We start from the raw sequence: 14,274 nt of genomic DNA, 5'->3' as shown, positions 1-14,274 counted from the left end.
CCTCAGGACGCATAGGACGGATAGGCGTCCCGCGCTTCTTCCGACTTGAGGAGCCGCAGCATGGCTGGCCACTCCAGCACCCCATAGGGCCGCCGCGTCCCAGGCTGATAGAGATGGGCGGTGTGGGCCAAGATGTCATCGCCAGGCATGGTGAGGTCAGCGCCGGCCGCCATGGCGTCCACCTGGGCGCGGCATGACATCTCAAGTTGATACATGGTGTTGAAGGCTTCCTGGATCGTCGGGCCGCAGGTGAGCAGGCCGTGGTTGCGCATCACCAGGGCGTTGTGCGCGCCCAGGTGTTCGACGATGCGCTCGCGCTCGTCGGTGTTGATCGCCGGGCCTTCGTAGTCGTGGTAGCCGATGTGACCCACGAAACGGATCGAAGTCTGGCTTAGCGGCAGCAGTCCGCACTTCATCGCCGACACCGCCATGCCGGCGCGGGTGTGCGTATGGATGATGCTTGTCGCGTCAGGGCGGGCCTTGTGGATCGCGCCATGGATCACATAGCCCGAGACATTGACGCCATAGTCGGTGTCTGGCTTGGAGATGATGTTCCCCTCGACATCGATCTTGACCAAGCTGCTCGCGGTGATCTCGCGATAAAGCAAGCCGTATAGATTGATCAACAGATGCTCGGTGCCTGGAATACGCGCGGTGATGTGGTTGTAGATCAAGTCGGTCATACCGAATTTGTCCATCAGCCGGTAGCAGGCGGCGAGGTCGCAACGCGCACGCCATTCCTCTGCGCTGACCTGATCCTGGACTGACGGCCAATCCGTTTCGTAGTTCATTTCCGACCCGCTCTTCTGATGGAGATTGCAGACCGTCGTTGTGGCCGGACCCTTGGCGGCGCGTCAACCGGATTGGTCGACGCCGTCGTTGCGACACGGCGCCGGCCATGCAAATCGAGGAGGACCCAGTCGGGAGGCGGCGATGGAAACCTTAAGCGCCCTGCAAGCGAGACGGATCGCCCTGGCCGCCCAGGGCTTTGGCGCGCGGCCCGCTAGGGCCGTAGATCGCCGCGCCCTGCTGAAACTCATCGATCGGCTGGGCGTCATCCAGATCGACTCCGTCAATGTGGTGTCGCGCACGCACTACCTGCCCGCCTTCTCACGCCTTGGCGCCTATCCGCGGCGGCTTCTGGAGGAGGTGGCCTGGGGGAAAAAGCCCGCGCTCTTCGAGTACTGGGCGCACGAAGCTTCACTCCTGCCGCTTGCTAGCCAGCCGCTGTTCCGCTGGCGGATGGCGGACGCGCACGATGGGGTCGGCGTCTGGAAGGGCGTCGCCCGCTTCCTGCGCGAGCATCGGGCGACCGTGGACGAGGCCCTGGCGCAACTTGAGATGCGCGGACCGATCGCGGCTTCCGAGCTTGAGCTCGGGACAAAGGGAGCCGGCGGCTGGTGGGGCTGGAGCGACGCCAAACGCGCCCTTGAGGCCCTGTTCTGGACGGGCGAGCTCACCGCGGCGACCCGGCGCGGAACATTCGAGCGGGTGTATGGTTTGCCGGCAAAGGTGTTGCCGAAAGCCGTACATAGCGCCCCTACGCCGGAGCGCGACGAGGCCCAACGCCAGCTGATGATGATCGCCGCCCGGGCCATGGGCGTGGCGACGGCGCGCGACCTGCGGGACTACTTCCGCCTGGGCGTCGCTGATGCGCGGGCCAGGCTCGGCGAATTGGTCGAGGCCGATGCGCTCCTTCCCGTGGCGGTGAAAGGCTGGCGCGAACCGGCCTATCTCCATCCGGACGCCCGACGGCCCCGGGCGATCCGTGGCGACGCCCTGCTGTCGCCCTTCGACAACCTGATCTGGTTTCGCGAACGGACCGAGCGGATGTTCGGCGTGCGCGTGCGACTGGAGATCTACACTCCGGCGCACAAGCGCACGCACGGCTACTACGTCCTGCCCTTCCTGCAGGACGACGCGATCACGGCCCGCGTGGACCTCAAGGCGGACCGGAAGGCCGGCGTCCTGATCGTCCAGTCGGCCTGGGCCGAGCCCTGCGCCGACAGGGCGACCGCCCCGCGCCTGGCGGGGGAGCTTCGGCTCATGGCCGGTTGGCTTGGCCTGGAGGGGGTGCGGGTCGAGCCGAAAGGCGATCTGGCCGCCGAGCTGGCGCGGGCGCTGGGCTAGGCCCCGCGGCTTACCGGCACGGCGGTCCCGCGCCGCGGCCGCGGCGCCGGATCCTGCGACCAGGGACCGCGCGGACGATCAGCGCCGCCGCCCATCTTGAGGAGCGCGGCCACGCGATTGGCCGTCGCCGGGTGGGTCGCGAACAGGTTGTCAGCGCCGCGGCCCGACAGCGGATTGATGATGAACATGTGGCTGGCCGCCGGATGACGCTCGGCGTCATGCATGGGCGTGCCGCGCGCATAGGCCTCGATTTTCTGCAGGGCGTCGGCCAGGGCGGAGGGATCGCCGGAGATCTCGGCGCCGCCGCGATCGGCCTCATATTCGCGGCCACGGCTGATCGCCATTTGCACGAGACTGGCGGCGATGGGCGCCAGGATCATCATGGCGATGGTCCCGATCATACCCATCGGTCGGTCGCGGTCGTTCCCGCCGCCGAAGAACATGGCGAAGTTCGCGAGCGCGGAGAACGCGCCGGCGATGGTGGCCGTCACTGTCATGGTCAGCGTGTCGCAGTGCTTCACGTGGGCCAGTTCGTGGGCCATGACGCCGCGAATCTCGCGGCGATCCAGCATCGTCAGAAGGCCACGGGTCGCGGCGACCGCAGCATGCTGGGGGTCGCGGCCGGTGGCGAAGGCGTTGGGCTGATCCTGGTCGATCACATAGACCTTGGGCCTGGGCAGGCCAGCCGTGTCCGCCATCTGCAGGACGTCGGCCACATAGTTCCGGACCAGCGGCTCGGGGTGACCCTCGTCCACCGCTTCGGCGCGGAACATCGACAGGACGATCTTGTCGGAGTTCCAGTAGCTGACCAGGTTCATGCCCGCGGCCAAAACCAGGGCGATCGCCATGCCGGCGACGCCGCCGATCATGTAACCGACGCCGACAAACACGGCGGTCAGCGCCGCGAGGAGGGTGAAGGTGCGAAGCGTGTTGCGCATGAACCCTATATGGGAAATCCAGGGCCCCTCGAAAAGATCGCGCCCCTCCGACCTCGCCTAGATCTTGGCGGGTTCAGCGACCGGCTCTTCGATCTGGTTCTCCCACTTGGCTACGACGGCGGCGGCCACGGAGTTGCCGACCACATTGGTGGCCGAGCGGCCCATGTCGAGGAGGTGGTCGACCGCAAGGATGACGAGCAGGCCCGCCTCGGGCAGGTCGAAATAGGCGAGCGTCGCGGCGATCACCACCAGGGAGGCGCGCGGCACGCCGGCCATGCCCTTCGAAGTGACCATCAAGAGCAGCAGCATGGTGACCTGCTGGGCGATGCTCATCTCGATGCCATAGATCTGGGCGATGAACAGCGTGGCGAAGGTGCAGTACATCATCGACCCGTCCAGGTTGAACGAGTAGCCGAGCGGCAGGACGAAGCTCGCGACGCGGCGCGAGACGCCCCATTTCTGCAGCTCTTCCAGCGTCCGCGGATAAGCGGCTTCCGACGAGGCGGTGGAGAAGGCGAGCAGCGCCGGCTGGCGGATCGCGCCCATCAGTTTCAGCACCCGCTTGCCGACGATCAACACGCAGACGCCGATGAGCAGCGACCAGAGCAGCGCCAGCGACAGGTAGAAGCCGCCGACGAATTTGGCGTATGTCAACAAGACGCCAGGGCCCTGGGTGGCGATGGTGGCGGCCAAGGCGGCGAAGATCGCCAGCGGCGCGGTCTTCATCACATAGCCGGTCACCTTCAGCATGATGGCGGCGATCTGTTCGACGATGACCATGACGGCCGGGGCGCGGTCGTCGATGGCCGCGACGGCGGTCCCGACGAAGACCGAGAAGACGACAATCTGCAGAATCTCGTTGCGCGCCATGGCGTCGAAGATCGAGCTCGGCACGATGTGGGTGACAAACTCCTTCAGGGTGAACTTGGCCACGTCGACGCCGGCGCTGGCGTCCGCCGGCGGCGGGGCGAGCGCCAGGCCCGAGCCCGGCTGCAGCAGGTGGACCATGGCGAGGCCCAGCAGGAGCGAGACGATCGAGGCGGTGATGAACCAGCCCATGGTCTTGACGCCCACGCGGCCGATGGCGCCGGCGTCCTCCATGTGGGCGATGCCCGCCACCAGGGTCGAGAACACCAGGGGCGCGATGATCATCTTGATCAGCCGCAGGAAGACGTCGGTGATGATCGACAGGTTGCCCGCCCAGGTGGTCGCCTGTTCCGGCGTCGCCACCTGGTTGATGATCCAACCCACGAGGACGCCGAGAACCATGGCGGAGACGATAAAGATCGTGAAACGGCGGTTCATGCTCACCTTCGGGCGATTTGCTGCGGGCCTAGGTTGCTATCAGATCGACGCCCGCGTCCACAGATGCGGCCTCAGGTAGCAGAATGGTCAGGCTTCGCCTCGCCCGTGTCACGCCGCCCGTCTATAAACCCTCCATGAGCACTTCTTTTGACGCTTCCGCCATCGTCGAGCAGCTGAAGACAGAATACGCCGCCAGCGTCGGCCGCCTGCGCGAGGCGCTGAAGCTTTTCCTCGACGGCGGCCCGCCGCCTTCCGCGGACACCCGCCGGACGGGCGCCTTCGCCTATCCTGAGTTGCGCCTGCATTGGGCGGTCGGTCAGCCCTTCCCTCGGATCAGTCGCGCCTACGCCCGCGTCGGCGCACCGGGTGACTATGCGGTGACCATCACGCATCCGGAACTGTTCGAGGACTACCTCGTCGAGCAGCTGACCCTACTGTCGCAGGACTTCGGCGTCACCGTCGAGGTGGGCGTATCGCGCCAGGAAATCCCCTTCCCCTACGTGCTCGATGGCGCGGTCGACATGAGTCTGGTCGATGTGTCCTCGTCCGAGATCGCCCGCCATTTTCCGACGACGGAACTGGCCTTCATCGGCGACGAGGTGGTTGACGGAGTCTGGACGCCGCCGGCCGACGGCGCGCGGCCCCTGGCCCTGTTCGACGGCCTGCGCACCGATTTCTCTCTGGCGCGGCTGGCGCACTACACCGGCGCCCCGGCCGAACACACCCAGCAGTACATCCTGTTCACCAACTACCATCGCTATGTGGACGAGTTCGTCCGCTGGGCCTGCGACCAGCTGAAGGAAGGCGGGCCCTACACCGCGCTCTCGGCCGCGGGCCGGGTGATCGTCACCGCCGATACGCCCGATCCGGAACGGGTCGTCGCGGAGGCGGCGTGGCGGCGCCACCAGATGCCGGCCTATCACCTCATGGCCGAGGGCCGGCGTGGCATCACGCTCGTGAACATCGGGGTTGGGCCGTCCAACGCCAAGACGATTTGCGATCACCTCGCGGTCCTACGGCCCCAGGCCTGGCTGATGATCGGCCACTGCGGCGGCCTGCGCGGCTCGCAAACCATCGGCGACTATGTGCTGGCCCACGCCTACCTGCGCGACGACCATGTGCTGGACGCTGTCCTCCCGCCGGAAATCCCGATCCCGCCGATCGGTGAAGTCCAGGTCGCCCTGAACTCGGCGGCCGAGCAGGTGACGGGCGAAACCGGCGAGATGTTGAAGCGCCGCCTGCGAACCGGCACGGTCGTCACGACCGATGATCGCAACTGGGAGTTGCGATATTCCCTGAGCGCCCTGCGTTTCAACCAGTCGCGCGCCGTGGCCATCGACATGGAGAGCGCGACCATCGCCGCCCAAGGCTATCGCTTCCGCGTGCCCTATGGGACCCTTCTTTGTGTCTCGGACAAACCCTTGCACGGGGAGATCAAGCTGCCCGGTCAGGCTAACGCCTTCTACGAGCGCGCCATCGGGCAGCACTTGCAGATCGCCATCGCGACCATTTCGCTGTTGCGCCAGGAAGGCGCGAGGCTCCACTCGCGGAAGTTGCGTAGCTTCGACGAGCCGCCGTTCCGGTAGGGCGTGCGCCCGCGGCGCCTTCACAGCCGGCGCCACACGCACGATCTGTTCTGAGAAGCGGAGACGAATGATGGCGAATGACACTCTTCCCGACGTCTGGCTGGCCCAGGGCCTGCGCACGCCCTTCGCGCGCGCCGGCGGGGCGCTGGCCGCCCATGATGCGCTGGGCCTCTCTGTCCCGGTGATCCGGGCCATGACCTCAGGCGTCCGTCCGGACCTGACGGTCTGGGGCGCGGTCGTGCCGAACCTGACCTGGAGCAACCTCGCCCGGGAGGCGCTGCTGAGCGCCGGCGCCGACGCGACGATCCCCGCCTTCTCCAACGTCATGGCCTGCGCCACCTCGATCTCCGGCGCCTTCGCCGCGGCCGGCATGCTGGACGGCCGCGGCCGCGACCTGGCCCTGGTCGGCGGCGCCGAGGCCATGAGCCGGGTGCAAATCGGCCTGTCGCCAGAGTTCTCCGACGATCTGCGCCGGGTGATGGAGGCCCAGTCCATGGGCCAGCGCTTCGCAGCCCTGAACCAGATCAAGCCCAGCCACCTGCGCCTGCATGTGCCGAAGGTGCAGAACCGCGTCACCGGCAAGTCGATGGGCGAGCACACCGAGGAGATGGCCAAGGCCTGGAAGATCGGCCGCGCCGAACAGGACGCGCTGGCGCTCGCCAGCCACCAGCGCGCCGCCGCGGCCTGGACCTCCGGCTTCTTCGCCGACCTGGTGACGCCGATGGACGGGATTGATCACGATGGAACCGTGCGCGCCGACACCAGCGCCGAGCGCCTCGCCAAGCTGTCGCCCGCCTTCGATCGCAAGAGCGGACAGGGCACCCTGACGGCCGGCAACTCAAGCCCGCTGACCGATGGCGCGGCCGGTGTCTGGGTGGCCTCGGGCGCGGGCCTCGCCCGATTGCCCGGCGCCCTGCCGCGCGTGCGGCTGGTCGACTATGTGCTCAACGCCATCGACCTTCATACCGAGCACCTGCTGATGGCGCCCGCCTACGCCATCCCGCAGATGCTGGCGCGCAATGGCCTGACCTACGCCGACGTCGCGCTTTGGGAGATCCACGAGGCCTTCGCCGCCCAGGTCGCGACCCATGTAAAGGCGTTGGACGACGCCGACTTCCTGGCGCGCAAGGCCGGCGTCGCCCGCGGATTGGGTCTCGTCCCGGTCGAGCGGATCAATCCCAACGGCGGCTCGCTGGCGCTCGGCCATCCCTTCGGCGCCACGGGCGCGCGGATCCTGTCGCAGGCGGTCAAGGAACTGGCGGCGATGGCCCCCGGCGCCTGGGGCCTCGTCAGCGTCTGCGCGGACGGCGGCCAGGGCGCAGTGGCCCTCTTGAGAAACGGCTAGGTCGGAACAATACGCGCCAACACGGCGCCCTCCGTCGTCTGGCCGCCCTCGCTGACCAGCACCGCCTCGACCACGCCAGAGATGGGCGCCGTAAGCGAATGCTCCATCTTCATGGCCTCCAGCACCATCAGGAGTTGGCCCTTCTCTACGACGTCGCCAGCCTCGACCGCGACCGCGGTCACCTTGCCAGGCATGGGCGAACGGATTGCGCCGTCGCCGCTGGACTCGTCGAGGCCGCCAGGCGCCGCCTGGGTGAAGGCGATCGCCTCACCCCCTTCGAAGACGACGATATGGCCATCGGCGTCGGCAAGGACCGACCGCTCGCTCATGCCGTTTGGCGACCCCAGCATCGCCTTGCCGTCGAGGAACAGCCGCACCGCCGGATCAGCCGCGCCGTTCACTCGGAACCCGGCGAGCCCGCCGCCCCACGGGCCGTCGCCGTCCTGAGCGAGCGCAACGGCGGCCTCCGCCGCCGCGGACAAGGCCACGGCTGATGGCGCGCGCGGCGCCGCCAAGGCGTCCAGGCGCCGGGCGATGAAGCCGGTGTCGATGTCACCAGCGATGAAGTCAGGCGCCTTCAGGCAATTGGCCAGGAAAGCGGCATTGGTGCGCACCGGCCAGACCTCGACGCCTTCGCAGGCCTCCGCCATGGCGGCGATCGCGGCCTCGCGCGTCTCGGCGTGGCCGATCAGCTTGGCGATCATCGGATCGTAGAAGGGCGAGACGTCGCCGCCTTCCGCGACGCCTGAATCAACGCGAACGCCCTTCGGCAAGCGCAAATGGTTCAGCGGGCCCGTCGACGGCAGAAAGCCGGCGGCCGGGTTTTCGGCGTAGAGCCTGGCTTCAACCGCGTGGCCGCTCAGCTGAATCTCTGCCTGGGCCAACGGCAAGGGCTCGCCCATGGCGATGCGCAGCTGCCACTCCACCAGATCGAGCCCCGTGACAGCCTCTGTGACCGGGTGCTCGACCTGGAGACGGGTGTTCATCTCCATGAACCAGATGCGGTCGGGCCGCAGGCCCTCGCTAGCGTCGGCGATGAACTCGATCGTGCCGGCCCCCTCATAGGCCACCGCCTTGGCGGCGCGTACAGCAGCCTCGGTCACCGCTGCCCGGGTGGCGGGGTCCATGCCCGGCGCTGGGGCCTCCTCGATCACCTTTTGGTGACGGCGTTGGAGAGAGCAGTCGCGCTCGAACAGGTGGACGGCGTCGCCATGGGAATCGGCGAAGACCTGCACCTCGATGTGCCGTGGCCGGGCCACATAGGTCTCCAGGATCACCCGGTCGTCGCCGAAGCTTGAGGCGGCCTCGCGCCGACAGGACGCGAGCGCGGCATCAAAGGCGGCGGCCTCCTCAACCAGCCGCATGCCCTTACCACCGCCGCCCGCGACAGCCTTGATCAGTACGGGAAAGCCGATCCGCCCGGCCTCGCGCGCCAGGTCTGCGGCGTCCTGGCTTTCGCCCAGGTAGCCCGGCGTAACCGGCACGCCAGCGGCCTGCATCAAGGCCTTGGCGGCGTCCTTGAGGCCCATCGCCCGGATCGCTGCAGGCGGCGGCCCGACCCAGATCAGGCCTGCGGCGACCACCGCCTCGGCGAAATCGGCGTTCTCGGACAGGAACCCGTAGCCGGGGTGTATCGCATCGGCGCCTGAGGCCTTCGCCGCGGCGAGAATCCGCTCGGGCCTTAGATAGCTTTCGCGCACGGGCGCGGGCCCTACGCCTACGGCGACATCTGCGGCCATCACATGCGGCGCGGCGGCGTCGGCCTCGGAGAAAACCGCGACCGTCTCGAGCCCCATGCGGCGAGCGGTCCGGAAGACGCGGATGGCGATCTCTCCGCGATTGGCGACGAGGAGGCGGCGGATCGGACGCATCATCACATCCTGAACACGCCGAAGCGGCTTTCCGGGATCGGCGCATTGAGACTGGCGGCGATCGAAAGGCCGAGCACGTCGCGGGTCTGGGCCGGCTCGATAATCCCGTCATCCCAGAGCCGGGCCGTGGCGAAGTAGGGGCTGCCTTCAGCCTCGTAGCGATCACGGATCGGCGCCTTGAAGTCGGCCTCGTCCTCGGCGCTCCACGTCTCGCCGCGAGCCTCCAGGCCGTCGCGCCGAACAGTGGCCAGAACGCTCGCAGCCTGTTCGCCGCCCATGACGCTGATCCGGCTGTTGGGCCAGCTCCACAGGAACCGCGGAGAATAGGCTCGGCCGCACATGCCGTAGTTGCCGGCCCCGAAGGAGCCGCCGATCAGGACCGTGAATTTCGGGACTTCAGCGCCGGCCACGGCCGTCACCAGCTTGGCGCCATCCTTGGCGATGCCGGCGGCCTCATAGCGACCGCCAACCATGAAGCCGGAGATGTTTTGCAGAAAGACCAGCGGGATCTTCCGCTTGCAGGCCAACTCGATGAAATGCGCGCCCTTCAGCGCGCTCTCCGAGAACAGCACGCCGTTGTTGGCCAGTATCGCCACCGGATAGCCCCAGATGCGGGCGAAGCCGCAGACCAGCGTCGTCCCGTAAAGCGCCTTGAACTCGTCGAACACCGAGCCGTCGACGATGCGGGCGATAACCTCGCGCACGTCGTAGGCGGTCTTAAGATCCGCCGGCGTCACGCCCAGCAACTCGGCGGGATCGTGCTTCGGCGGTTCGACGGCGACGGGCAGGAGGAACGGGCCCTCGGTGCGGTTCAGGTTGCTGACGATGGTGCGCACGATGCTCAGCGCGTGCTCGTCGTCGGCCGCGACATGGTCGACGACGCCGGAGCGGCGGCCATGGACCTCGGCGCCGCCAAGGTCCGTCGCGCTGATCACCTCGCCGGTGGCGGCCTTCACCAGGGGCGGACCCGCCAGGAAGATGGCGCCCTGGCTCTCCTCGCCACGGCCGCGGACGATCACCGTTTCATCCGACATGGCCGGCACGTAGGCGCCGCCGGCCGTAGACAGGCCCATGACGCAGGCGATCTGGGCGATCCCCTCGGCGCTCATCCGCGCCTGATTGAAAAAGATGCGGCCGAAATGGTCGCGATCGGGAAACACTTCGGCCTGGTGCGGCAGGTTCGCGCCGCCGGAGTCCACGAGATAGACGCACGGGAGGCGGTTCTGCTGGGCGATCTCCTGGGCGCGCAGGTGCTTCTTCACGGTCAGGGGAAAGTAGGCGCCGCCCTTCACCGTGGGATCATTGGCGACGATCATCACCTCGCGTCCGGAGACCCGACCGACGCCAGCGATAAGACCGGCGCCCGGCGCCTCGTCGTCATAGAGGCCAAAGGCGGCCAGCTGGCCGATCTCCAGAAACGGCGACCCGGCGTCCAAGAGTCGGTGCACCCGTTCGCGGGGCAAAAGCTTGCCCCGGCCCTCGTGCCGTCGCCGCGACTCCTCAGGCCCGCCCAGCGCCGCCTTCGCCACATGCGCACGCAGGGAGTCGACCAGGGCCTGGTTGGCGGCTTCGTTTGCCTGGAAGGCCGCCGAAATCGTGTCGATTGCGGAGCTGAGCGTCCTCATGGGCAAGTTTGTGGCTGTCGCCGCGACATTCGGCAAGCCAGCGCGCACGCTCTTGCCTAGCGAAGGCGCCGCGCGCCAATGGATCATGACCGCGCCCAAGCTCAGCCTCGCCGATGTTCGCCTTGCAACCGAGGCGGATATTCCAGCCGTCCGCGCCTTGATGGACGCCGCCATCGCCGGCCTTCTGCCGGCCTTCCTGCCGCCCGACGCGGTGGCGGCCTCCTATGCCGTCATGGGCCTGGACACCCAGCTGATCGCCGACCGCACCTACTTCCTCATAGAGATCGGCGGCGTCGCGGCGGCCTGCGGCGGCTGGAGCCATCGGGCGACCCTGTTTGGCGGCGACCACTCCGCCGGTCGCGATGCGGCCCTGCTCGATCCGGCGACAGAACCCGCCCGGGTGCGGGCCATGTACACACATCCGGACTTTACGCGCCGTGGCCTGGGCCGGCTGATCCTGGCCGCCTGCGAGGACGCCGCGCGGACGGCCGGTTTCCGCCGCGCCCAGATGGCCGCGACCATGGCCGGCGTGCCGCTTTACGAGGCTTGCGGCTATCGGGCGGACGAGCCTTTCGCCTCGGTTGTGGGCGAGGTGGCTGTGCCGCTGCTGCGAATGAGCAAGGCGCTCTAGATTCCAAGAAAAAGGGGCGGCGTCTCGCGACGCCGCCCCCGTTCGACGATCAGCCTAAACCTTAGAAGGTGTAGGTGACGCGGCCGTAGTAGTAGCCCCCGTTGATGCCGAAGGGCGAGAAGGCGGGATACTTGGTGACGTAGCCGTTCGAGTTGTTCCGCAGGTACTCGTCGCGCAGGAACGCATTGATCTCGTCTGGATAGACATTGAACAGGTTGTTGGCGCCGGCTGTAATCTTGACCGACGGCATGACCTGGTAGGAGACCTCGAGATCGGTAATGGCTGCGGCGCCGATCTTGTTGATGCGGCAACCGGCCGACGGGTTGACGATCGGGCAGCCGGTGCGGCTGTTGTACTGCTCCGACGGACCGAAGAAGCTTTCCTTCACATTGACCGTCAGATCACCGTAGGTCCACAGCGCGCCCAGAACCACGCGGTATTCCGGCGACGCGGTCTCGAGGTTCGAGATGGTCGTCAGGTCGAACAGCGAGGCGCCGGCCAGTTGCGCCGGCGCGGCGGCGATCTTCGTCACCTTGGTCTTGCCGTAGTTGGCGGTGACCGACCAGTTGACGGCGCCCATGTCCATCAGGCCGGGCGTCGAATAGGTCACGACCATTTCCACGCCGCGCGTGCGGGTGTTCAGGCCATTGGTGAAGATATTGATGCCCGTCTGGGTGACGGTCGGGTCAAGCACGTTGCCGTTGGCCAGGATCGCGGCGGTGACCGCCGGGTAGTTCTGGGCGCCGCCGGAGCCGAACAGCGAGCCGGAGCCGACAATGCGGTCGCGGATGCTGATCTGGTAGGCGTCGACCGTGGCGGTCAGGCCGGGTATCGGGTGGGCGACGAAGCCGACGCTGAAGTTGCGCGACTTTTCCGGATCCAGGCCGTCGACGCCGACGAGCCGCGCGGCGGCCGAGTTCGGCGGCAGCTGCACGAAGGCCGAGGTCGGCGACACGTTGGTGGCCGAGTAGAAGGACTCGGCGAGCGTCGGGGCGCGGAAGCCGGTGGAGGCCGTGCCGCGAAGCGCGAAGGCGTCGTTGAAGTCGTAGCGCGCCGTGCCCTTGAACACCTGGGTCGAACCGAAGTCCGAGAAGTGTTCGAACCGGGCGGCGAAGTCGAGCTTCAGGGCCTCGACCGGCGACAGGGCCACGTCGCCGTAGAAGGCGTAGCTCTCACGCTTGTGGTTGCCCGCGTCGGTCAGCTGGAAGCCGGGATAGGACTGTGAGCCCTCCTTGTAACGCGACCCGGCGTCGCCGGCGCCGATCGCGTAGGACTCTTCACGATATTCCGCACCAAGGGCAAGGGTCAGAGGATCGGACCAGCCCATGTCATATTCATGGGTGATGTCGAGGTTGGAGGTCCACTGGGTGGTGGTGAAGTCGCCGGCGTGGAAGTCCAGCGGCGAGAAGCCCTTGGTCGTCGCCGTCGAGGTGTCGATGTAAAGTGAGCGGTTGATCGTGTTGATCGTGTTGATCGAGATGTCGTCCTTGCCGTAGGTCGTCGCGGCGTTGACGTTCCAGCCGCCGACCACGGTCTTGATCCCGCCAGTAACGGCGTAGTCCGTCTCGTCGATCTGTTCCTTGGGGCTGAAACCGAACGGAAAGGGTACGGTGCCGTCCTTGCCGACCACCAGGTTCGGCACGCGATAGTTTTCATAGGCCGCGGCGTATTTCGTGCCGAAGGTGCCGAAGGTGTAGAGTTCGGTGGTGTCGCTGACGTTATAGCCCGCATTGATCGCCCCGACATTCAGGCGGTATTCCGCATCGCCGGAGATGCGGTTCATGAAGGGATAGTCCGGCGCGTTGACCAGGTTCGGATAGGCGCCCAGCCGGCTCGACGAGGCTGTGTTGTAAGGCGTGCTGATCGTCCGGGGGTCAACGTCGCCACGGAAGCTTTCACCGTGCCAGCGGGATTCGAACGTCATGTTCATGTAGGCGTTTTCCATCGGCTCGAAGCCGACGTTGGCCGTCAGGTTGCCGGTCTTGCCGCCGCCGTCGAAATACTTGCCGCCGGTCAGCGTGATGGCGCCGCCCTGAGACTTGTCCTTCAGGATGATGTTGATGACGCCGGCGATGGCGTCAGTGCCGTACTGGGCCGCCGCGCCGTCCTGCAGCACTTCGATGTGGTCCACCGAGGCTAGGGGCACGAAGTTCAGGTCGGCGGAGGCGCCGCCCTGGAAGGCGCCGGCCAGAACCGCGAGGTTCGCCGTGCCGTGACGGCGCTTGCCGTTGATGAGGACCAGGGCGTGGTTCGGCGACAGGCCGCGCAGCTTGGCCGAGAGCGTCAGGTTGGCGGCGTCGCCGCCGAAGGCCTGGGCGTTGAAGGATGGCACGTTCTGCGCCATCGCCTGGATCAGGTCGCCCTGGCCGCTGCGTGTCAGCGAGCCGGCGTCCAGCACCTGGATCGGCGCCGGGCTGTCGACGGCGCGAAGGCCGGTGGTGCGCGTGCCGGTCACGATGACGGCGTCGATTTCCTGCGCAACGACCTGCGTCGCGCCGACCGATAGCGCGACGGCGGAAATTCCGGCGATCAGCATCGCCTTTTTGGTGGTGTGCCCCATCTCAGTATCCCCTTTGTTTTCTAACTCATGTCGTTTCGTCCTTCGTGGAAGCGCCCCAGCCCTTTTGATTTTTTGTCCGTGCGCCACTCAACAGCGCGCCGGATGTTGGAAGTGACGCTCGGCTCACCGTTCGCGCGACGCAATGCGCTGTAACGACGGGGCAATGAAACGTTGTGAGGCGCCGGTTTACTTGGCGGCGGACGCCGTTCTTTGGGCGCCTGGGCCGAATTTGGTTGCGCCCACCGGCGCCACCCGCAAGCGTGAAAGCCTGTTCAGACCGCCG

At 67.2% G+C, this 14,274-nt stretch carries 10 protein-coding genes; 4 read left to right on the top strand and 6 right to left on the bottom strand.

From position 1 onward, the window contains the following. Positions 1-2 precede the first annotated feature (2 nt). Entirely contained in the window at positions 3-791 is a 789-nt protein-coding gene (locus tag BN1313_RS04050) for a class II aldolase/adducin family protein (protein ID WP_091736842.1), read from the bottom strand. A gap of 142 nt (positions 792-933) precedes the next feature. Here BN1313_RS04050 and BN1313_RS04045 point away from each other — a divergent pair, with 142 nt between their 5' ends. Next, on the top strand, positions 934-2,130 hold the full coding sequence (locus BN1313_RS04045) for a winged helix-turn-helix domain-containing protein (protein WP_091736841.1): 1,197 nt from the start codon (positions 934-936) through the stop codon (positions 2,128-2,130). Here BN1313_RS04045 and htpX read toward each other — a convergent pair. Next, positions 2,127-3,068, bottom strand: a complete 942-nt coding sequence (gene htpX, locus BN1313_RS04040; RefSeq protein WP_091736840.1) for a zinc metalloprotease HtpX — start codon at positions 3,066-3,068, stop codon at positions 2,127-2,129. The two genes, BN1313_RS04045 and htpX, sit on opposite strands and share 4 nt — an antisense overlap. A 57-nt stretch (positions 3,069-3,125) precedes the next feature. Further along, a complete protein-coding gene (locus tag BN1313_RS04035; RefSeq protein ID WP_091736839.1) occupies positions 3,126-4,373 on the bottom strand; it encodes a dicarboxylate/amino acid:cation symporter in 1,248 nt (415 codons plus the stop codon). A 134-nt stretch (positions 4,374-4,507) separates the two neighbouring features. Here BN1313_RS04035 and BN1313_RS04030 point away from each other — a divergent pair, with 134 nt between their 5' ends. Both BN1313_RS04030 and BN1313_RS04025 read left to right on the top strand, forming a co-directional pair. Beyond that, complete coding sequence (locus tag BN1313_RS04030) at positions 4,508-5,959, top strand: AMP nucleosidase (protein ID WP_091742287.1); 1,452 nt, start codon at positions 4,508-4,510, stop codon at positions 5,957-5,959. 70 nt (positions 5,960-6,029) lie between these two features. Then, on the top strand, positions 6,030-7,304 hold the full coding sequence (locus BN1313_RS04025) for an acetyl-CoA C-acyltransferase (protein WP_091742285.1): 1,275 nt from the start codon (positions 6,030-6,032) through the stop codon (positions 7,302-7,304). Here BN1313_RS04025 and BN1313_RS04020 read toward each other — a convergent pair. After that, positions 7,301-9,175: an acetyl/propionyl/methylcrotonyl-CoA carboxylase subunit alpha gene (locus BN1313_RS04020; protein WP_091742283.1), complete on the bottom strand. Its 1,875-nt coding sequence runs from the start codon at positions 9,173-9,175 to the stop codon at positions 7,301-7,303. The two genes, BN1313_RS04025 and BN1313_RS04020, sit on opposite strands and share 4 nt — an antisense overlap. Before the next feature lie 2 nt (positions 9,176-9,177). Continuing rightward, the gene (locus BN1313_RS04015; protein WP_091736838.1) at positions 9,178-10,800 is read right to left on the bottom strand and encodes a carboxyl transferase domain-containing protein; all 1,623 of its coding nucleotides are present in this window, start codon (positions 10,798-10,800) and stop codon (positions 9,178-9,180) included. An 85-nt stretch (positions 10,801-10,885) separates the two neighbouring features. On the opposite strand from BN1313_RS04015, the gene BN1313_RS04010 reads away from it, so the two are divergent. After that, positions 10,886-11,431 carry a GNAT family N-acetyltransferase gene (locus tag BN1313_RS04010; protein ID WP_091742278.1) on the top strand — a complete coding sequence of 182 codons (546 nt, stop codon included), beginning with the start codon at positions 10,886-10,888 and terminating at the stop codon, positions 11,429-11,431. 61 nt (positions 11,432-11,492) lie between these two features. Here the strand turns inward: BN1313_RS04010 and BN1313_RS04005 are convergent, their stop codons facing one another. Continuing rightward, entirely contained in the window at positions 11,493-13,991 is a 2,499-nt protein-coding gene (locus tag BN1313_RS04005) for a TonB-dependent receptor plug domain-containing protein (RefSeq protein ID WP_245620083.1), read from the bottom strand. Positions 13,992-14,274 lie beyond the last annotated feature (283 nt).

The organism is Phenylobacterium immobile (ATCC 35973), from assembly GCF_001375595.1.
Taxonomy (GTDB): domain Bacteria; phylum Pseudomonadota; class Alphaproteobacteria; order Caulobacterales; family Caulobacteraceae; genus Phenylobacterium; species Phenylobacterium immobile.
The sequence above is the reverse complement of the archived record's forward strand: the minus strand, read 5'-3'. Positions and strand labels throughout refer to the sequence as shown.

Coding starts and splice junctions, on each gene's coding strand:
- BN1313_RS04050 (WP_091736842.1), bottom strand. CDS start 791: ATGAACTACGAAACGGATTGGCCGTCAGTCCAGGATCAGGTCAGCGCA.
- BN1313_RS04045 (WP_091736841.1), top strand. CDS start 934: ATGGAAACCTTAAGCGCCCTGCAAGCGAGACGGATCGCCCTGGCCGCC.
- htpX (WP_091736840.1), bottom strand. CDS start 3,068: ATGCGCAACACGCTTCGCACCTTCACCCTCCTCGCGGCGCTGACCGCC.
- BN1313_RS04035 (WP_091736839.1), bottom strand. CDS start 4,373: ATGAACCGCCGTTTCACGATCTTTATCGTCTCCGCCATGGTTCTCGGC.
- BN1313_RS04030 (WP_091742287.1), top strand. CDS start 4,508: ATGAGCACTTCTTTTGACGCTTCCGCCATCGTCGAGCAGCTGAAGACA.
- BN1313_RS04025 (WP_091742285.1), top strand. CDS start 6,030: ATGGCGAATGACACTCTTCCCGACGTCTGGCTGGCCCAGGGCCTGCGC.
- BN1313_RS04020 (WP_091742283.1), bottom strand. CDS start 9,175: ATGCGTCCGATCCGCCGCCTCCTCGTCGCCAATCGCGGAGAGATCGCC.
- BN1313_RS04015 (WP_091736838.1), bottom strand. CDS start 10,800: ATGAGGACGCTCAGCTCCGCAATCGACACGATTTCGGCGGCCTTCCAG.
- BN1313_RS04010 (WP_091742278.1), top strand. CDS start 10,886: ATGACCGCGCCCAAGCTCAGCCTCGCCGATGTTCGCCTTGCAACCGAG.
- BN1313_RS04005 (WP_245620083.1), bottom strand. CDS start 13,991: ATGGGGCACACCACCAAAAAGGCGATGCTGATCGCCGGAATTTCCGCC.